This window comes from Streptacidiphilus sp. ASG 303 (genome assembly GCF_020991365.1).
GTDB lineage: Bacteria > Actinomycetota > Actinomycetes > Streptomycetales > Streptomycetaceae > Peterkaempfera.
In genome coordinates this window covers 267,557-286,129 of the sequence record NZ_JAJLRA010000005.1, presented here as the reverse complement: position 1 = coordinate 286,129, position 18,573 = coordinate 267,557, and the positions used below count along the sequence as shown (strand labels likewise).

At 76.0% G+C, this 18,573-nt stretch carries 16 protein-coding genes and 3 tRNA genes; 18 read left to right on the top strand and 1 reads right to left on the bottom strand.

What is annotated here, in order from left to right; genetic code table 11:
- Window positions 1–364 precede the first annotated feature (364 nt).
- From LO771_RS10020 to LO771_RS09980, 9 genes are all read left to right on the top strand, one after another.
- Complete coding sequence (locus LO771_RS10020) at window positions 365–3,664, top strand: Rne/Rng family ribonuclease (RefSeq protein ID WP_255744033.1); 3,300 nt, start codon at window positions 365–367, stop codon at window positions 3,662–3,664.
- A 227-nt stretch (window positions 3,665–3,891) separates the two neighbouring features.
- Entirely contained in the window at window positions 3,892–4,206 is a 315-nt protein-coding gene (gene rplU / locus LO771_RS10015) for a 50S ribosomal protein L21 (RefSeq protein WP_230649998.1), read from the top strand.
- Between the two features lie 13 nt (window positions 4,207–4,219).
- Window positions 4,220–4,477: a 50S ribosomal protein L27 gene (rpmA, locus tag LO771_RS10010; protein WP_230649996.1), complete on the top strand. Its 258-nt coding sequence runs from the start codon at window positions 4,220–4,222 to the stop codon at window positions 4,475–4,477.
- Between the two features lie 111 nt (window positions 4,478–4,588).
- A complete protein-coding gene (gene obgE / locus LO771_RS10005) occupies window positions 4,589–6,052 on the top strand; it encodes a GTPase ObgE (protein ID WP_230649993.1) in 1,464 nt (487 codons plus the stop codon).
- A 315-nt stretch (window positions 6,053–6,367) separates the two neighbouring features.
- Window positions 6,368–7,501, top strand: a complete 1,134-nt coding sequence (gene proB, locus LO771_RS10000) for a glutamate 5-kinase (protein ID WP_230650256.1) — start codon at window positions 6,368–6,370, stop codon at window positions 7,499–7,501.
- Between the two features lie 79 nt (window positions 7,502–7,580).
- The gene (locus LO771_RS09995; protein WP_230649991.1) at window positions 7,581–8,093 is read left to right on the top strand and encodes a hypothetical protein; all 513 of its coding nucleotides are present in this window, start codon (window positions 7,581–7,583) and stop codon (window positions 8,091–8,093) included.
- A gap of 171 nt (window positions 8,094–8,264) precedes the next feature.
- Window positions 8,265–9,557 carry a glutamate-5-semialdehyde dehydrogenase gene (locus tag LO771_RS09990; protein ID WP_230649988.1) on the top strand — a complete coding sequence of 431 codons (1,293 nt, stop codon included), beginning with the start codon at window positions 8,265–8,267 and terminating at the stop codon, window positions 9,555–9,557.
- Window positions 9,558–9,829: 272 nt separating this feature from the next.
- Window positions 9,830–10,405, top strand: a complete 576-nt coding sequence (locus LO771_RS09985; protein WP_230649985.1) for a hypothetical protein — start codon at window positions 9,830–9,832, stop codon at window positions 10,403–10,405.
- 306 nt (window positions 10,406–10,711) lie between these two features.
- The gene (locus LO771_RS09980; protein ID WP_230649983.1) at window positions 10,712–12,115 is read left to right on the top strand and encodes a hypothetical protein; all 1,404 of its coding nucleotides are present in this window, start codon (window positions 10,712–10,714) and stop codon (window positions 12,113–12,115) included.
- 82 nt (window positions 12,116–12,197) lie between these two features.
- Here LO771_RS09980 and LO771_RS09975 read toward each other — a convergent pair whose 3' ends face one another.
- A complete protein-coding gene (locus LO771_RS09975; protein WP_230649980.1) occupies window positions 12,198–13,301 on the bottom strand; it encodes a M48 family metallopeptidase in 1,104 nt (367 codons plus the stop codon).
- Between the two features lie 221 nt (window positions 13,302–13,522).
- On the opposite strand from LO771_RS09975, the gene LO771_RS09970 reads away from it, so the two are divergent.
- From LO771_RS09970 to LO771_RS09930, 9 genes are all read left to right on the top strand, one after another.
- Complete coding sequence (locus tag LO771_RS09970) at window positions 13,523–13,675, top strand: hypothetical protein (RefSeq protein ID WP_230649977.1); 153 nt, start codon at window positions 13,523–13,525, stop codon at window positions 13,673–13,675.
- Between the two features lie 186 nt (window positions 13,676–13,861).
- Entirely contained in the window at window positions 13,862–14,008 is a 147-nt protein-coding gene (locus LO771_RS09965; RefSeq protein ID WP_230649975.1) for a hypothetical protein, read from the top strand.
- A 110-nt stretch (window positions 14,009–14,118) separates the two neighbouring features.
- Window positions 14,119–14,763: a nicotinate-nucleotide adenylyltransferase gene (gene nadD / locus LO771_RS09960; protein ID WP_230649972.1), complete on the top strand. Its 645-nt coding sequence runs from the start codon at window positions 14,119–14,121 to the stop codon at window positions 14,761–14,763.
- A 40-nt stretch (window positions 14,764–14,803) separates the two neighbouring features.
- Entirely contained in the window at window positions 14,804–16,744 is a 1,941-nt protein-coding gene (locus LO771_RS31300) for an LCP family protein (protein WP_308188871.1), read from the top strand.
- Between the two features lie 92 nt (window positions 16,745–16,836).
- The gene (gene rsfS / locus LO771_RS09950) at window positions 16,837–17,280 is read left to right on the top strand and encodes a ribosome silencing factor (RefSeq protein ID WP_230649969.1); all 444 of its coding nucleotides are present in this window, start codon (window positions 16,837–16,839) and stop codon (window positions 17,278–17,280) included.
- Complete coding sequence (locus LO771_RS09945) at window positions 17,277–17,924, top strand: histidine phosphatase family protein (protein WP_230650250.1); 648 nt, start codon at window positions 17,277–17,279, stop codon at window positions 17,922–17,924. Before rsfS ends, LO771_RS09945 begins: the two co-directional genes overlap by 4 nt.
- A gap of 247 nt (window positions 17,925–18,171) precedes the next feature.
- A tRNA-Ala gene (locus tag LO771_RS09940) sits at window positions 18,172–18,244 on the top strand.
- A gap of 1 nt (window position 18,245) precedes the next feature.
- Window positions 18,246–18,318 (top strand) — tRNA-Ala (locus tag LO771_RS09935).
- Window positions 18,319–18,481: 163 nt separating this feature from the next.
- A tRNA-Ala gene (locus LO771_RS09930) sits at window positions 18,482–18,554 on the top strand.
- Window positions 18,555–18,573: the final 19 nt, after the last annotated feature.

The following is an 18,573-nucleotide window of genomic DNA, read 5'->3' as shown; positions in this document are numbered from 1 at the left end:
CGAGCGTCGTCGAACGAGGGACCAGCCCTCCTGCCCCGCCACCGGGGCGGGAGGCCCACCCCGCACCCGCACCGGGTGCGGGAACCCTCCCCCGCCGCGCGGCCCAGAGCCCGCAGGGCGCGGGGAGTGGTCCCGGCCCCAGGGAGCCACCCGGGGTTGGGGACCGTGCACTTTGAGAAGACTGGTCAGACCAGAAGACTTTCGGCCTCCCGCCCAGGCGGGGCGCCGAGCGAGACAACGAGCCCCCGTGCGGCCCCGCGCCCGCGCGGCGGCGCCGAGCGACCGCCGAGCGTACGACCCGGCGGCACCGGCGCCCCGCCGTGCCCGGCCCGGAGCCCGGGGGCCTGACGGGAGATACGCCCGCATGCTCGAGAACAACGAGCCGCAGAACGCGGCGCTGGACGGCACCGCCGGCGGCACCGCGTCGGCGGCCTCCGAGGAGGCCGCCGTGAGAAGCGCGACCGCGCCCGAGGAGGGCGCCGCCGCGGCGCCGCGGCGCCGCCGCCGCGCCGTGTCGCGCCCGGCCGGACCGCCGCAGGGCCCCGAGGCCCCGGCCGCCGGGCAGGCCCCGGCCGCGGAGCCGCAGCCGGCCGCCGGGCAGGCCCCGGCCGCGGAGCCGCAGCCGGCCGCCGCCGAGCCGCAGGCCGCCGAGTCGCAGGCCGGGGCCGCGGTGGCGGAGGAGGCTGCTCCGGAGAAGCCGAAGCGCGTCCGCCGTACCCGCAAGAAGGCCGAGACCGCGCCCGAGCCGGCCGCCGAGCAGGCCCCGGCCGCGGAGCCGCAGGCCGAGGCGCCCGCCGCCCCGCAGCCGGCCGCCGCCGAGCCGCAGGCCGAGGAGGAGCAGGAGGAGGCCGCGCAGGCCGAGACCGCGCAGCCCGAGCCCGCCGTCGAGCTGGAGCCCGAGCCCGCCCCGCGGCCGCGCCGCCGCGTCGTCCGCCCGCCGACGGCCGTCTTCCAGCCCCCGGTCTTCCAGGAGCCCGTCGCCCCGGTCGCCCCCGCCGCCCCGGCCCGCCGCCGGGACGAGGAGGAGGAGACCGCCGAGGAGTCCGAGCTGGGCGGCCGCCGCCGTCGCCGCCGCCGCGCCGCGGCCCCTGCCGGTCCCGCCTTCGCCGAGGAGGCCCGCGCCGAGCTGCCCGCCGAGGCCCGCGTCGAGCCGCCCGCCGAGGAGGAGCCCGCCGAGGAGGAGCCCGAGGACCGCGAGGCGGAGTACGGCGAGGACGAGGGCCGCCCCTCGCGCCGCCGCCGCCGCGGCGGACGCCGCCGCCGTCGCGGGGACGCCGAGGACCGCGCCGACGAGGACCGCGACGAGTCCGAGGAGGAGTCCGGCGAGGAGGCCTCCGCGGAGGGCGACGACGAGGAGGAGGACGAGCTGGCCGCCGGCCTGGCTTCCTCGCGCCGTCGCCGCCGTCGCCGCCGCCGCGGCGGCGACACCGGCGCCGACCTGGAGGACGTGGGCTCCGACGCCCCGGAGCGCACCGTGGTCAAGGTGCGCGAGCCGCGCAAGAAGGCCTCGCACGAGCCGTCCTTCGACCCGGACGAGGTGCAGTCCATCAAGGGCTCCACGCGTCTGGAGGCCAAGAAGCAGCGCCGCCGTGAGGGCCGCGAGCTGGGCCGCCGCCGGGTGCCGATCATCACCGAGGCCGAGTTCCTGGCCCGCCGCGAGTCCGTGGAGCGGGTGATGGTCGTCCGGCAGAACGGCGAGCGCACCCAGATCGGCGTGCTCGAGGACGGTGTGCTCGTCGAGCACTACGTCAACAAGGAGCAGGCCACCAGCTACGTCGGCAACGTCTACCTGGGCCGGGTCCAGAACGTCCTGCCGTCGATGGAGGCCGCCTTCGTCGACATCGGCAAGGGCCGCAACGCCGTGCTGTACGCGGGCGAGGTCAACTTCGGCGCGCTCGGCCACGGCGGCCCGCGGCGCATCGAGTCGGTGCTCAAGTCCGGCCAGCCGGTCCTGGTGCAGGTCACCAAGGACCCGATCGGCCACAAGGGCGCCCGGCTGACCAGCCAGGTCTCCCTCCCGGGCCGCTACCTGGTGTACGTGCCCGAGGGCTCGATGACCGGCATCAGCCGCAAGCTGCCCGACACCGAGCGCACCCGGCTGAAGCAGATCCTCAAGCGGATCGTCCCCGACGACGCGGGCGTCATCGTGCGCACCGCCGCCGAGGGCGCCAGCGAGGAGGAGCTCACCCGCGACGTGCAGCGGCTGCAGGCGCAGTGGGAGGAGATCCAGAAGAAGTCCTCCTCCGGCAACGCCCCGTCGCTGCTCTACGGCGAGCCGGACATGACCGTCCGCGTGGTCCGCGACATCTTCAACGAGGACTTCACGAAGGTCATCGTCCAGGGCGGCGACGCCTGGTCCACCATCCACGAGTACGTCAGCCACGTCGCCCCCGACCTGGCCGACCGCCTCCAGCGGTGGACCTCGGACGTGGACGTCTTCGCCACGTACCGGATCGACGAGCAGCTGATGAAGGCGCTGGACCGGAAGGTCTGGCTGCCCAGCGGCGGCTCGCTGGTGATCGACCGCACCGAGGCCATGGTCGTGGTCGACGTCAACACCGGGAAGTTCACCGGCCAGGGCGGCAACCTCGAGGAGACCGTCACCCGGAACAACCTGGAGGCGGCCGAGGAGATCGTCCGCCAGCTGCGGCTGCGCGACCTCGGCGGCATCATCGTCATCGACTTCATCGACATGGTCCTGGAGTCCAACCGCGACCTGGTGCTGCGGCGCCTGCTGGAGTGCCTGGGCCGCGACCGCACCAAGCACCAGGTCGCCGAGGTCACCTCGCTGGGCCTGGTGCAGATGACCCGCAAGCGGGTCGGCCAGGGCCTGCTGGAGTCGTTCTCGGAGCAGTGCGTGCACTGCAACGGCCGCGGCGTCATCGTCCACATGGACCAGCCCTCCACCGTCGGCAACGGCTCCGGCGGCGGTGCGGCCGGCAGCAAGCGCCGCCGGCGCGGCAAGGGCGGCGTCGCCGCCGAGCAGCTCCACGAGCACGACCACGACCACGAGCACGACCACGACCACGAGCACGAGCACGAGCACGAGGAGGAGCTGGAGGCGGAGGAGGAGGCCCCCGAGGCGCCCGCCGCCGAGGTCCAGGTCGCCGAGCCCGTCGCCGAGCCGGCGGCCGAGGCCCCCGCCGCGGAGGCCGCGCCCGAGCCGGCCGCGGCGGAGCCGGAGGCGGCGCCCGTCAGCCTGGTGGAGCTGCCCGCCGCGGCGGCCCCCGGCGGCCGCACCCGGCGCCGGGCGGTCCGCAAGGCCACCGCGCCCGCCGGTCCGCCGGTGGAGGCGGAGGCCGCGGTGCTGGTGCTGCCGGCGCGTCCGGCGGAGGCCGTGCCGGACGGGGCCGTCCCGGCCCCCGCCGCCGAGGTCCCGACCGCCGAGGTCCCCACCGCCGAGGCCCCTGCGGTCTCCGGTGCCCCCGCCGAGGCGGAGGCCCCGGCCGAGGCGGAGCCCGAGGCGGAGGCGCCGCGCAAGCGGGCCGCCCGCAAGACGGCCGCGAAGAAGACCACCGCGGCCAAGAAGACGGTGGCGGCCAAGAAGACCACCGCCACCCGCAAGACCGCCGCCAAGCGGACCACGGCCGCCAAGAAGGCCGCTGCCCCGGCGGAGGGCGGGTCCTCCGCCCCGGCCGAGGCGACCGCCCCGGCGGCCGAGTAGCGGCCCTCCGGCGGCCGCGCCGGACGGCACCGGGCCTCTCCGCGACACCCGCGGGGAGGCCCGGTTTGCTCCCTGGTGGGCCGGTCCGTATCCTTGGCCTTCGGCGTGTCTGCGCCATGCTCCCGAGCAACCCGCCTCCCGGGGTCCCCCCGGGGGAGGCCTCCTGTGTACTCGCCAGGAAGGCTGGCGTCGGGAGTTCCGACCGAGTAGCAGAAAGCAGGTACCGCGTGTACGCGATCGTTCGCGCCGGCGGCCGCCAGCACAAGGTCGCCGTCGGCGACGTGCTGGAGATCGACCGTGTCGATGTCAAGCCCGGTGACTCGGTCGAGCTCTCGACCATTCTGGTCGTCGACGGCGACACCGTGACCAGCGACCCGTCGGTCCTGGGCGGCGTCAAGGTCCACGCCGAGGTCGTCGACCACACCAAGGGTGACAAGATCACCATCCTGAAGTACAAGAACAAGACCGGTTACCGCAAGCGCATGGGCCACCGCCAGCAGCACACGGCCGTGCGCGTCACCGGCATCGACTCCGCGAAGTAAGGGGCAGGGAGACATGGCACACAAGAAGGGCGCAAGCTCCACCCGCAACGGCCGCGACTCCAACGCCCAGCGCCTCGGCGTGAAGCGCTTCGGCGGCCAGGTCGTCAACGCCGGCGAGATCATCGTCCGCCAGCGCGGCACCCACTTCCACCCGGGTGCCAACGTCGGCCGCGGCGGCGACGACACGCTGTTCGCGCTGACCGCCGGCGCCGTCGAGTTCGGCAACCGCCGCGGCCGCCGCGTCGTCAACATCGTCGCCGTCGCCGAGTGACCCTGGCGACAGCCTGACGCAGCACCAGCAGCATCACGAGGGGTGGACCGGAATGCCCGGTCCACCCCTTCTGTTTCACCCCGCAATGACCCATCCCTGGAGGCACATCCCATGACCACCTTCGTGGACCGCGTCGAGCTGCACGTCGCCGCGGGTAACGGAGGCCACGGCTGCGCCTCCGTCCACCGGGAGAAGTTCAAGCCGCTGGGCGGCCCCGACGGCGGCAACGGCGGCCGCGGCGGCGACGTCGTCCTCGTGGTCGACCCCGACGTCACCACGCTGCTCGACTACCACCACTCGCCGCACCGCAAGGCCACCAACGGCAGGCCCGGCGCCGGCGGCAACCGCTCCGGCGCCGACGGCCAGGACCTGGTCCTGCCCGTGCCGGACGGCACCGTGGTGATGGACGCCCACGGCGAGGTGCTGGCCGACCTGGTCGGCGCCGGCACCAGCTACGTCGCGGCCGCCGGCGGCCGCGGCGGCCTCGGCAACGCCGCCCTCGCCTCCGCCCGCCGCAAGGCCCCCGGCTTCGCGCTGCTCGGCGAGCCCGGCGACGTCCTCGACATCGTCCTGGAGCTCAAGACCGTCGCCGACGTGGCCCTCGTCGGCTACCCCAGCGCCGGCAAGTCGTCGCTGATCTCGGTGCTCTCCGCCGCCAAGCCGAAGATCGCCGACTACCCCTTCACCACCCTGGTCCCCAACCTGGGCGTGGTCACCGCCGGCGAGGTCGTCTACACCGTCGCCGACGTCCCCGGCCTGATCCCCGGCGCCAGCGAGGGCCGCGGCCTCGGCCTGGAGTTCCTGCGCCACGTCGAGCGCTGCTCCGCCCTGGTGCACGTCCTGGACTGCGCCACCCTGGAGCCCGGCCGCGACCCGCTCTCCGACCTGGAGACCATCGAGGCCGAGCTCGCCGCGTACGGCGGCCTGGAGGACCGGCCCCGGCTGGTCGCCCTCAACAAGACCGACGTGCCCGACGGCCAGGACCTCGCCGACATCGTCCGCGCCGACCTGGAGGCCCGCGGCCTGCGCGTCTTCGAGGTCTCGGCCGCCTCCCGCAAGGGCCTGCGCGAGCTCTCCTTCGCCATGGCCGGCCTCGTCGCCGAGGCCCGGGCCGCCAAGCCGGTCCAGGAGGCCACCCGCATCGTGCTGCGGCCCAAGGCCGTGGACGACACCGGGTTCACCGTCACCGTCGAGGACGGCTTCTTCCGGGTGCGCGGCGCCAAGCCCGAGCGCTGGGTCCGCCAGACCGACTTCGCCAACGACGAGGCCGTCGGCTACCTCGCCGACCGCCTGGCCCGCCTCGGCGTCGAGGAGCAGCTGTGGAAGGCCGGCGCCAAGGAGGGCGCCGAGGTCGTCATCGGCCCCGACGAGAACGCCGTCGTCTTCGACTGGGAGCCCACCATGGCCGCCGGCGCGGAGATGCTCGGCCGCCGCGGCGAGGACCACCGCCTCCAGACCCAGCGTCCCGCCGTGGACCGGCGCCGCAACCGCGCCCGTGACGAGGTCGATGCCGAGTACGCGGCCTTCGACCCGCTGTCCAGCGGCCGCGCCGCCGAGGACGACGAGGACGTCTGACCTGCACCACCGTGCGCCCCCGGCGCCCGTCCGAGGCGTGAAATGCCGGACGGGCGCCGGGGGCGCATCGCGTAGATTGCGGGAGGCGGGCGCCGCACGGTGCGCCCGCGGCCGGGTGCGGCGCGACCGGACGCCCGGCGGCCGGACCCGGCGGCACGGAGCCGGGCGGCCGGACACCGGGCGGCGGGGCGCACCGCCGCACGTCCGGCACGGACGGGCGCGATCTGCACGGGAGATGAGGGCGTGGCGGTGGCCGCAGCGGGAGCCGGGGACGGGAACACCGGCGGGAACGACGGCGGGAACGACGGCGGGGGCCTGCGGGAGGACGTCCTGCGGGCGCGGCGGATCGTGGTGAAGGTGGGGTCGTCCTCGCTCACCACCGCCTCCGGCGGCCTGGACGCCGACCGGGTCGACGCCCTCGTCGACGTGCTCGCCCGGGTGCGCGCCCCCCGCAGCGGCGACGAGCCGCCCACCGAGGTCGTCCTCGTCTCCTCCGGCGCCATCGCCGCCGGCCTCGCCCCGCTCGGCCTCGGGGCCCGCCCGGGCGACCTCGCCCGGCAGCAGGCCGCCGCCAGCGTCGGCCAGGGCCTGCTGGTGGCCCGCTACACCGCCTCCTTCGCCCGCTACGGCATCCGGGTGGGCCAGGTGCTCCTCACCGCCGAGGACGCCGGCCGGCGCGCCCACTACCGCAACGCCTACCGCACCCTGGAGCAGCTGCTGGCGATGGGCGCGGTCCCGGTCGTCAACGAGAACGACACCGTCGCCACCGCCGAGATCCGGTTCGGCGACAACGACCGGCTGGCGGCCCTGGTCGCCCACCTGGTCCGCGCCGACCTGCTCGTCCTCCTCTCCGACGTGGACGGCCTGTACGACGGCGACCCGGCCCGGCCCGGCACCCGCCGCATCGCCGAGGTGCGCGGCCCCCACGATCTGGAGGGCGTCGAGATCGGCAGCGCCGGCAGGGCGGGCGTGGGCACCGGCGGCATGGTCACCAAGGTGGAGGCCGCCCGGATCGCCACCGGCGCGGGCATCCCCGTGGTCCTCACCGCGGCCAGCAGCGCCGCCGACGCCCTCGCCGGGCGCCCCACCGGCACCCTCTTCCACCGCACCGGCCGCCGTGCCGCCGACCGCCTCCTGTGGCTGGCGCACGCCAGCAGCCCGCGGGGGGCGCTCAGCCTGGACGCGGGCGCCGTCGACGCGGTGGTCCAGCGCCGCAAGTCGCTGCTGCCCGCGGGCCTGACGGGCGTCCGCGGGGACTTCAGCGCGGGCGACCCCGTGGACCTTCTTGACGAAAACGGCCACATCGTCGCCCGCGGACTGGTCAACTTTGATGCGAGGGAGTTGCCCCACCTGCTGGGCCGGTCCACCCACGACCTGGCCCGGGAGCTGGGTCCCGCGTACGAGCGCGAGGTCGTCCACCGCGACGACCTGGTGGTGCTGCGCGGCTGAGGCGCGGCGGGAGCAGGGGTGTGAGCGGGCCCGGAGGCGGTCGGGCCCGGCGACGACAGCGCCGGACAGGAGGCCCCCGGTGGGACGCAGGCGTCAGGAAGCGCTGTCCGGAGGACCGGTGGAGCGGCCCCTGACCGGCATCGACGGAGGCCGTGCCCTGAGACCCGCACCCGGGCGGGGCCCCGCGCCCGTGCCCGCCCCCGTGACCGTGCCCGCGCAGGCACAGGGGGCCGCCGCGGTCCCCTCCGAGCAGGGGCGGCTCTGGCACGTCGTCCTCAGCGTCGCCGGCCGCAGCACGCCGCTGCCCGAGCTGCGCAGCGGCCTGGAGCGGCTCGCCCAGGACCACCCCTTCCTGCTCACCGCCCGCTACGCGGCCGACCACGCCGAGGTCCGCTACTGGGAGCAGGCCCGCGACCTCCACGACGCGGCGGCGATCGCGCTGCGGCTCTGGGGCGAGCACCGGGCCACCGCCGGGCTGCCGGCCTGGGAGATCGTGGGCCTGGAGGTCGTGGACCGGGAGACGTACCTCACGCGCGCCGCACAGGGGCACGGCGGCCCCCCGGCCCCCGTGGGCGGCGTCCACCCGTACTGAGCGGACGCCCGTCCCGGGCGCCCGACGGGCCCGGTCCGTCCGGCCCGGCAGGCCCGGCCGTCCGTTCGCCCGGCCCGCCGCCCCCCGCCCGCCCCGTCCGCAGGGCGACCCGCCGTCTCAGCGGGTGGAAAGAACCGTGGACCGCGCCGCCCGGCTCAGTACCCTTCGGTCATGACCAGCACTGACGCCCACGCCGCAGAGTCGCCCGTCCTCGCCGCCGCGCGCCGCGCCCGGGAGGCGGCCGCCGCGCTCGCCCCGGTCCCGCGCGCGGCCAAGGACGCCGCGCTGCTCGCGATCGCGGACGCGCTGGAGGCCCGCACCCCGGAGATCACCGCCGCCAACGCCGAGGACGTCGCCCGCGCCCGGGAGGCGGGCACCCCCGACTCCATGGTCGACCGGCTCACCCTCACCGCCGAGCGGGTGGCCGCCATCGCCTCCGACGTCCGCGACGTGGCGGGCCTGACCGACCCGGTCGGCGAGGTCGTCCGCGGCTACACGCTCCCCAACGGCCTGGACGTCCGCCAGGTGCGGGTGCCGCTCGGTGTGGTCGGCATCATCTACGAGGCCCGTCCCAACGTGACGGCCGACGCCGCCGCCCTCTGCCTGAAGTCCGGCAACGCCGTGCTGCTGCGCGGCTCCTCCTCCGCCTACCGCTCCAACACGAAGCTGGTGGAGGTGCTGCGCGACGCGGTGGCCTCGGCCGGCCTGCCCGCCGACGCCGTGCAGCTGGTGCCGGGGGAGGGCCGCGACTCGGTCAAGGAGCTGATGCGGGCCCGCGGCCTGGTCGACGTGCTGATCCCGCGCGGCGGCGCCTCGCTGATCCGCACCGTGGTGGAGGAGTCCACCGTCCCCGTCATCGAGACCGGGACCGGCAACTGCCACGTCTACGTGGACGCCGGCGCCGACCTCTCCATGGCCGTGGACGTCCTGCTCAACTCCAAGGCGCAGCGGGTCAGCGTCTGCAACAGCGCGGAGACGCTGCTGGTGCACCGGGACGCCGCCCCCGCCTTCCTGCCGCTCGCGCTGGACGCCCTCGCCGAGGCCGGGGTGACCGTGCACGGCGACCCGGCGGTGGTCGAGGCCGCGCGGGCGCACGGTGGTCCGGCGGTGGTCGTCCCGGCCACGGACGAGGACTGGGAGACCGAGTACCTGTCGTACGACATCGCCGCCGCCGTGGTCGACTCGCTCGACGACGCGGTGGCCCACATCCGCCGCTGGTCCTCCGGCCACACCGAGGCGATCGTGACCGGCTCGCAGGCCTCGGCCCGCCGCTTCACCCGTCTGGTCGACTCCACCACGGTCGCCGTCAACGCCTCCACCCGCTTCACCGACGGCGGCCAGTTCGGCTTCGGCGCGGAGATCGGCATCTCCACGCAGAAGCTCCACGCCCGCGGCCCGATGGGCCTGCCGGAGCTGACGTCGACGAAGTACATCCTCACCGGCGACGGCCACGTCCGTCCCTGACGGGCGGCGGGGTGCGCGCACCCCGGGCCGCCCCTCCGGCGGTCTCCCGGCCGGTCCCCCCGGGCGGTCCCCCCGGCAGCCGGAGGGACCGCCCGGGGCGGCGCACGGGGGCGGCCCGCGGCCGTACGGGGGCGGCGCGGAGGCGGGCCCGGGGGCGGACGCGGTGCCCGCGCGCCGGTCCGCGCGGGCGCACCGCTGCGGGGTCCGGCCGGGTCGGAGGGGCTTTGGGACGAGCCACAGACAAACGGCCCCCGCGGTAATACGCTGAGTCCGTGCCCGAGGATGTGGGGGATTCGCCGTACCCGGACGGCGCCGACCACGGCGGTGCGGACGACGCGTTCGCAGCCGTGGTCTTCGACGAGGCCTTCGTCCGGGCCGCCACCGTGCACGAGCCCTCCGCCCACGAGCGGATGCTCGCCGCCGTCGAGGCCCGGCTGGAGCTGGAGGCCACCGGCGCCGGCCGCGCGTACGGCGGCGCCGACGACCCCCGCGACCCGGCCGACGACGGCCTGCCGGAGGAGCTGCGCCCGTACCGGGGCGACGAGGACGACCTCGACTGGCCCGGCCCGGCGGTGCACCGCAGCCGCCTCTCCGGCCGCCGCGCCCCCGGTCCGCGCGGGCGCCGCGCCTCCGCCCACGTCCGCTGGCACCGGCCGGTGGCCTGGTTCCTCGCCGTGGTCATGGGGCTCGGGGTGGTCGCCGTCGCCGTCGCGGCCGTCTACCGGGGCACCACCGGGCCCGCCGCGCCCGCACCGTCGCGTCCCGACAGCGGCAGCTTCGGCAGCCCGGCCGCCGACGTGCCCCGTCCCCCCGTGGTCAGCGCCCCCTCGGCCGCCTCCGGCGGCTGACCGCCGGCACGCCCGGCTGCGTGCGCGGCCCGGTGCTCCGGCGCGGGGTCCCGTCCTTCCGCCGTCGTCCTGCCGTCCTCTCCTCCTGCCGTCCTCTCCTCCTGCCGTCCTCTCCTCCCGCCGTCCCGCCGTCCCGCTGTCCCGTCGGCCGTCCGGGAGCCGCCCGGCGTACGGCCGGACAACGGCCCGGGAACGCCGCCCTGCACCCCGACTGCCGTGTCCCGCAAGGGACTTCGGTGATTCCGTGTCAGAACGTGACCGGACCGGCATCGTTCGCAGACGCCCGGGAGACTTACCCTTGTGGGCATGGGTGGCCGGGAGGAGCCTCCGGAGGGCGCGCCCGAGGGCGTTCCCGGCGGGGATGACGAGTTCCGATCCGTCGTGTTCGACGAGTCGTTCGTCCGTGCTGCCCGGATCCGCGAGCTGTCCGCCCGGGAGCGCCTGGGCTTCACCGACCGCAGGCCGTCCGGCCGCGGCCCCCGGTCGGCCGCGCTGCTGCCCCGGCAGGCCTTCGCACTGATGCTGCTGATAGCGGTCGCGTTCGCGGCCGCCGTCTACATGGGCGTCCGCCACCCCTACCGCCAGCCCGAGCGGAGCCGGACCCTCCTCACGACGACGGTGGTCCCCCTGGCGCCGCGCTCGGCGCCCCGGGCGGCGGGCGGCAGCACGACCGACGGCCCCTTCGCCCGCTTCGACCGGCGCACGGACGGCGCGGGCTTCGCCGACGGCATGGTCGGCCTCACCCTGCCGGCCCCCACGGCGACCAAGCGGTTCCCGGAGGAGCAGGTCACCCGCGCCCTGGCGGCCGTGCAGCAGTTCCTCTTCGCCTCCTCGCTGGACTCCAAGGTCCTGGTGGAGGGCGGGACGGGCGCCGTCCGCGACCTGCTGGTGCCGGCGCAGCGCGCCCAGTTCGACGACAGCGTCGGCAACCCGAGGGACGACCTGCACCACGCGGCGACCGGCTGGATGGTGCGCTTCGACCCCGCGCAGGTCACGCTCGCGGTCTCCAAGGTGAAGGTCACCGGGACCATGTCCTTCCGCGACGCCGACGACGACACCCTCGAGGTGCTCACCGACCACACCTTCGTCTACGCCCTGCAGGCGGCGCCGCGCACCGGTCCGTCCTCCCCGGCGGACGGCACCGCCGCATCCGTGCCCGGTCCTGCGGGGCCGACCGTCCTCGGGCCGACCGCCTCCGGGTCGCCCGCCTCCGGGTCGCCCGCCTCCGGGTCGGCCGTCCCCGGGCCGGCCCTCCCCGGGTCGGCCGCGGCTCCCGCCGCCCCGGGCGGCACCGCCACCGCCCTCCCGGGCGGCACAGCACCGGGTCAGGGGCCGTCGGCTGCGGGGTCGCCCGCCTCCGGTTCGCCGTCGGCCACCCCCACGACGGCGTTCGACCCCGACCAGCTCTCCGTGCCCGGTGCGCCGGTGACCCTCTTCACCGTCCGCCGCGAGCTGCGCTTCCGCTTCGACCGCGACGACATCGCGGCCTCCCAGGTGCGGCTGGTCGACTCCGTGGTCCAGGCCGGGCCGATGGCGTGCGACGCGGACACCAGCCGCTACCTGCGCCCCGTCCTGGCCGGGCAGCCCGCCGCGGGCGCCGTCGCCGGCCCGGCCGCCGGGATCGACCCGCTGGACCGCCTGCACCGCCCCGCCTGGCAGGTGTGCGGGGTCCTCGGCGGGCCGATGGCCGATCTGGCCGCCGCCGGCTGAGCCACTCCACTCCGGCCGGGGGTGCGGCCGCGGGGGCGCGCCCGCCCGTTCCCGGGACGGGTGCGGCCCCCGCGGCCGGCGCTCAGCTGCCGCCGGAGCCGGAGCCCTTGCCCTCCGCGGCGCCGTCCGCCCCGGAGCCGTCCGTCCCCGCGCCGCGCGCCCCGGAGCCGCTGAAGACGTCGCGGATCCTGCCGCCCACGTCCCCCGCGCCCCCGGTGATGTCGCGGATCAGGCCCATCAGCGGGTCCTTGCTCTCCTTGACCGACCGGGCGTACGACTCGGCGGTCGCCCGCCACTGCTCGCCCACGGAGGTGTCCGGGTCGTCGGCGCGCCGCGGGTAGGCCCCGGCCATGATCGACCGGTACTCCTCGCTCTCCGCCCACTTCTTCAGCCGGGCCACCCGGACCGTCGCGAAGGGGTGGCTCTGCGGCAGCAGCTGGAGCAGCTTGAGCACGCCGTCGCGCAGGTCCCCGGCGCGCTCGTACTCCTCCGCCTGCTCGATGAACGCGTCCACGTTCATCTCCGCCAGGTGGTGGCCGCCCGCCAGCTTCATCAGCCCGCGCATGGACGCCTGGAGGTCCTGGCCGACCAGCAGCCCGGCCCGGTCGCAGGAGATCTCCGACTTGCGGAACCACTCCTTGAGTGCCGTGATGAGCGCCGTGATCGCGATGTTGCCGAGCGGCAGCCAGGCGATCCGGGCGGCGATGCCGGTCAGGATCAGCAGCATCGTCCGGTAGACGGCGTGGCCGGACATCGCGTGCCCCACCTCGTGGCCGACGACCGCCCGCAGCTCCTCCTCGTCGAGCATCTCCACCAGGCCGGTGGTCACCACGAGGACCGGCGTCTCCATGCCGATGCACATGGCGTTGGGCCGGGGGTCCTGGGTCACGTAGAGCTCCGGGACCTTCTCCAGGTCCAGGACGTACGCGGCGTCGCGCACCATGTCGTGGATGTGCGGGAACTGCCGCTCCGATGCCCTGACGGCCGTCGCCAGGAACATCAGCCGCACGCTGCGCTCGGACACCAGCCCGGCGAGCTTCTTCAGCACGTCGTCGAACCCGGAGAGCTTCCGCAGGGCCACCAGGGCCGAGCGGTCGGCCGGGTGCTCCCAGGCCCGGGTCGAGATGCCGGGGAACCTCTTGCGCGCCCGGTCGGGCACGCCGCTGCCGCGGGTGGGGTCGGTCATGTCGTGAGTACCTCCTGCGCGGCGCGGTTCCCCGTGAGGTACGGGCCCCCCGCCGTCCGCCTCGTCCGTCGCCTGCTCGTACTCGTCCCCGCCGGCCACCCTACGGCGCCGGGGGCCGCCCCGTCGCCCCTGTCGGCGGGGCGGGGCGGGGCCGCTGTCCGGTACGCCCCGGTCTACGCTGGGCAGTGCACCCCGACCGAGGAGCCCTGACCATGCCGCCCGTGCCGTCCGAGACCCTGACCGTGCTCGCCAGCCCCATCTCCGGGGAGGGCGGACCGGGCCTCTTCCTGCGCATCGTGCTGATCGCCGCCGTGGTCGGCGTCGTCCTGCTGGCCTGGGCCATCGCCAAGGCCGGCCGCGACAACGACCGCTGAACGGCTGCCGGTCGGCCGCCTGACGGCCGCTGACCTGCCGCCGCCGCCGGCCGCGGTCCGGCCCATTGGCCGGGACCGGTGCCCCGCACACCGGCTGAGACGCGCGGAGCCGCCGCGCGGTTGCGCGGGCCCCACCCGTACCATGAGCACGCATCCGCCCTCCGAGCCGAGAAGGTCCAGCAGACGATGACCACTGCCGCAGCCCACGCCCTGAGCCTGCTCGCCGAGGGCGGCAACCACGACAGCCTCAACCCCGCGCTCACCGGGGGCGGCGCCCTGCTGGCCCTCCTGGTCCTGCTCTTCATCACCACCCGCTTCAACCGCGACCGCTGAGCCGCAGTCCGGCCGTCCGACGCCGGCCGCCGACCCCGGCCGACCGGCCCTCCGCCCGACGGGCGGAGGGCCGGTTCCGCACCCGGGCGCATCCCGTAAGGTGAGGCGGCATGGAACAGCAGGCCGAGGACGGCGGTGCGCCGGTGAAGCGGCGCATCGGCGTGATGGGCGGAACCTTCGACCCGATCCACCACGGGCACCTGGTGGCCGCCAGCGAGGTGGCCAGCCTGTTCGCACTGGACGAGGTGGTCTTCGTGCCCACCGGCCAGCCCTGGCAGAAGAGCGACCGGGCGGTCTCCCCGGCCGAGGACCGCTACCTGATGACGGTCATCGCCACCGCCTCCAACCCGCAGTTCTCGGTCAGCCGGATCGACATCGACCGCGAGGGCCCCACCTACACCGTGGACACCCTGCGCGACCTGCGGGCCGAGCACCCGGACGCCGACCTCTTCTTCATCACCGGCGCGGACGCCCTGGACCAGATCCTGTCCTGGCGGAACGCCGAGGAGATGTTCGGCCTCGCACATTTCATCGGAGTCACCCGTCCGGGGCACACTTTGACGAACCCCGGACTGCCCGAGGGCGGGGTGTCCTTGGTCGAGGTGCCGGCACTGGCCATCTCCTCCTCGGACTGCCGCTCGCGGGTCGCCCGCGGGGAGCCGGTCTGGTACCTGGTCCCCGACGGCGTTGTCCGGTACATCGACAAGCGCAGGCTCTACCACCGCAGGGGCGGCCAGACCGCCAGCGGCGGCTGACGGCCGGCACAGAGGCAATCGGAAGACCTTGAGGGGCGGCGTGACCGGATCGGCAGACCGCAGGGGACCGGGGGGCGACGACTGGTCCGGGGGGCGCTACGTGCCCGCGGACCGGCAGGACCGGGAGGGCTGGGACGACCCCGGCGACTGGTCGCCGCCCGGCGCCCCCGGCGGCCCGGCGCCGTACCGGCAGGACGGCCGGGGCGCCGGTCCGTACGCCGCCGACCCCTACGGCGGGCAGGGCGGCGGCTACGGCGCGGACCCATACGGCGGGCAGGGCGGCTACGCCCCGCAGCAGCCCCAGCAGCAGCCCGGCCAGGGTGGCGGGTACGGCGACGGGTACGGCACCGGCCAGTACCCGGCCGTGGACCCCTACGGCGGGCAGGGCGGCTACGCCCCCCAGCAGCCCCCGCAGCAGCCCGGCCAGGGGGGCGGGTACGGCGACGGGTACGGCACCGGCCAGTACCCGGCCGTGGACCCCTACGGCGGCCAGGGCGGCTACGCCCCCCAGCAGCCCCCGCAGCAGCCCGGCCAGGGGGGCGGGTACGGCGACGGGTACGCCACCGGCGGGCACCCCGCCGCCGGCCCCGCGGCGGCGCAGGCCCCCCAGGACGCCCGGCAGGCCGCCGCCACCGCCGCCGCCCCGCCGCGGCAGCGCACCGCCCAGGCCCCCCGGCGGCCCGGCGCCCGGCCGGGCACCGCGCCCGGCCCCGGTGCCGCCCCCGGCTCCTCCTACGACGGCGAGGAGTTCACCTTCGTCGACGACGAGGAGGAGTCCGAGGACGTCATCGACTGGCTGAAGTTCGCCGAGACCCGCACCGAGCGCCGCGACGAGCGCAAGCGCCGCGGCCGCAACCGCGTCGTCGCCCTGGTCGTCGCGCTCGCGCTGGTCGCGCTGGGCGCCGCCGGCTACCTCTGGAAGTCCGGGGTGCTCGGGGGACCGGCCGCCGACGGCGGGCCGGCCGGCAAGCGCGAGGTGATCGCCCTCCACCTGCACGACCTCAAGGGGAGGACCACCACCGCCCTCTTGGTCGACGACCCGGCCGGGGACAAGGGCACCGCCCTCCTCCTCCCCGGCGCCCTGCTGCTCCCCGACGACGGCGGCGGCTCCGGCTCCACCACCCTCGGCGCCTCCCTGGCCGCCCAGGGCGCCGGCGGCACCCAGGACGCCCTCGCCACCACCCTCGGCGCCCCCGTGGCCGGCACCTGGCGGCTGGACACCCCCTACCTGCAGATCCTGGTGGACCAGCTCGGCGGCATCACGGCCGACGTCGACGCCCCCGTCACCCAGAACGGGAAGACCCTGGTGCAGGCCGGCCCGTCCCGCAGCCTCAACGGCCAGGCCGCCGTCGCCTACGCCACCCTCCTCGCCCCCGGGGAGCGGCCCGCCGCGCAGCTCGCCCGCTTCGGCAAGGTGCTGGCCGCCGTCGTCAAGGCCATGCCCGCCGACTCCTCCGCCGCCACCGACGTGGTCAAGCGGATGAACGCGGTGATGGACCCGTCCCTCTCCGAGAAGCAGCTCGGCGCGTCCCTCGCCGCGCTCTCCGCGCACGCCGCGAAGGACCGGTTCGCCGTCCGCACCCTCCCGGTCAAGGCCGACGGGACCGTCGACGAGGCCACCGCCGGGGCGCTGGTCAAGGAGGTCCTGGGCGGCACCGTCCACAACGCCGACCGCGGCTCCGGACCGGCCAGGGTGGCCGTCCAGGACGCCACCGGCATCCGCGGCCGCGCGGCCGACGCGCAGGTCCAGGTGGTCAACGGCGGCTACACCTTCGTGCCGCCGGTCGGCAGGGCCGCCGCCACCGCCGCCCGCACCGAGATCCGCTACACCGACGACGCCCGGGCCGGGGACGCCAGGCAGCTGGCGCTCACCCTGGACGTGCCCGCCACCTCGGTGAAGAAGGCCCCCGGCGGCCAGACGGCCGACATCCTGGTGGTGCTCGGCCAGGACTACAAGGGCAGGCCGAAGGCCCCGCAGTAGCCCGGCGGCGGGGAGGGGCCGGTACGGACACCGGCCCCTCCCCGCGCCGTGAGATCCTGGGAGGCGCATCCACCTCCTACCGAAAGCAGATCGTGACCGCTACCGACCGGGCCACCGAGCTCATCACCACCGCCGCGCAGGCGGCTGCCGACAAGCTCGCCCACGACGTCGTCGCCTACGACGTCAGCGAGGTGCTCGCCATCACCGACGCCTTCCTGCTGGCGTCCGCCCCCAACGACCGCCAGGTCAAGTCCATCTCGGACGAGATCGAGGAGCGGCTGCTGAAGGAGTGCGGCGTCAAGCCGGTGCGCCGCGAGGGCGAGCGCGACGGCCGCTGGATCCTGCTCGACTACATCGACGTCGTCGTCCACGTGCAGCACTCCGAGGAGCGCTCCTTCTACGCCCTCGAGCGCCTCTGGAAGGACTGCCCCGAGCTGGACCTGCCCGAGGACGCCAAGGCCACCCGCAACCGCCCCGACGCCCGTACCGACGCCGCGGGCAACGCCGTCGAGGCCGCGGACGGGAGTCTCAGCTGAACGGCCCGGGGCGCGGTCCGCGCGTCGTCTTCTGGCGGCACGGGCAGACCTCGTGGAACCTCGAGGGCCGCTTCCAGGGCACCACCGACATCGCCCTGACCGAGACCGGCGTGGCGCAGGCGCGCCGCGCCGCCCGCCTGCTGGCGGCCCTCGGTCCGGACGCCGTCATCGCCTCGGACCTGCGGCGCGCCGCGGACACCGCGGCGGAGCTCTCCGCGGTCACCGGCCTGCCGGTCGCCCGCCACCAGGCCCTGCGGGAGACCTACGCCGGCGTCTGGCAGGGGCTCACCAACGCCGAGATCCGCCAGAAGTACGGCGAGGACTACGCCGCGTGGAAGCGCGGCGAGCCGGTGCGGCGCGGCGGCGGCGAGCTGGAGACCGAGGTCGCCGACCGGGCCGTGCCGGTGATCCTGGAGGCGGTGGAGAAGCTGCCGGCGGACGGCACCCTGGTGGTGGTCAGCCACGGCGGCACCATCCGCACCAGCCTCGGCCGGCTGCTGGGGCTGGAGCCCTTCCACTGGGAGTCGCTGGGCGGCCTCTCCAACTGCTGCTGGTCCGTCCTGGGCCGCGGCGCCCGCGGCTGGCGGCTGCTGGAGCACAACGCGGGCACCCTGCCCGAGCCGGTCATCGGCGACGACACCTGAGGCGGTGCCTGAGGCGGTACCCGGGGCGGCGCCCGGGGTGACGCGCGACGGCGCCGTCCGGCGGCGCCGCGCGAGGGGCGGGCCGGGCCGCGGAGCACGCCGCACCCCGGCGCCGCGCCCCGTCCTCCCTCCCTGCCCGCCCAGGCGGGGAGGGGCGAGAGGCCAATTGGCCAAATGCCGAGGCCACCCGTTAAAGTCTTCCTCGTTCGCAGCGCCGACCGGAAGGCCGGAAGGCGCGGGGGAACACGGGGCCTTAGCTCAGTTGGTAGAGCGCTTGCATGGCATGCAAGAGGTCAGGGGTTCGAATCCCCTAGGCTCCACGGGGCTTTAGCTCAGTTGGTAGAGCGCTTGCATGGCATGCAAGAGGTCAGGGGTTCGAATCCCCTAAGCTCCACAGCGACCGCGAGACGGGCCGCCTCCCAGACCGGGAGGCGGCCCGTTCCGCGTTCGCCCCCGCGCCGGTAAGGGATTCGTGGACCGGCCCCGCGACCGTGTAGAGTGAGCGGTGTCGCCGGGGAGGTCCGAAAGGCCTCCGGACCGGCGGCGCAGCAGGTCGAGGGGCTTTAGCTCAGTTGGTAGAGCGCTTGCATGGCATGCAAGAGGTCAGGGGTTCAAATCCCCTAAGCTCCACAGGATTCGCGAAGGCCGC

What these genes read in the sequence shown, in the direction of transcription:
- LO771_RS10020 (WP_255744033.1), top strand. Translation starts at nt 365, where the DNA reads ATGCTCGAGAACAACGAGCCGCAGAACGCGGCGCTGGACGGCACCGCC.
- rpmA (WP_230649996.1), top strand. Translation starts at nt 4,220, where the DNA reads ATGGCACACAAGAAGGGCGCAAGCTCCACCCGCAACGGCCGCGACTCC.
- obgE (WP_230649993.1), top strand. Translation starts at nt 4,589, where the DNA reads ATGACCACCTTCGTGGACCGCGTCGAGCTGCACGTCGCCGCGGGTAAC.
- LO771_RS09990 (WP_230649988.1), top strand. Translation starts at nt 8,265, where the DNA reads ATGACCAGCACTGACGCCCACGCCGCAGAGTCGCCCGTCCTCGCCGCC.
- LO771_RS09980 (WP_230649983.1), top strand. Translation starts at nt 10,712, where the DNA reads ATGGGTGGCCGGGAGGAGCCTCCGGAGGGCGCGCCCGAGGGCGTTCCC.
- LO771_RS09975 (WP_230649980.1), bottom strand. Translation starts at nt 13,301, where the DNA reads ATGACCGACCCCACCCGCGGCAGCGGCGTGCCCGACCGGGCGCGCAAG.
- LO771_RS09965 (WP_230649975.1), top strand. Translation starts at nt 13,862, where the DNA reads ATGACCACTGCCGCAGCCCACGCCCTGAGCCTGCTCGCCGAGGGCGGC.
- nadD (WP_230649972.1), top strand. Translation starts at nt 14,119, where the DNA reads ATGGAACAGCAGGCCGAGGACGGCGGTGCGCCGGTGAAGCGGCGCATC.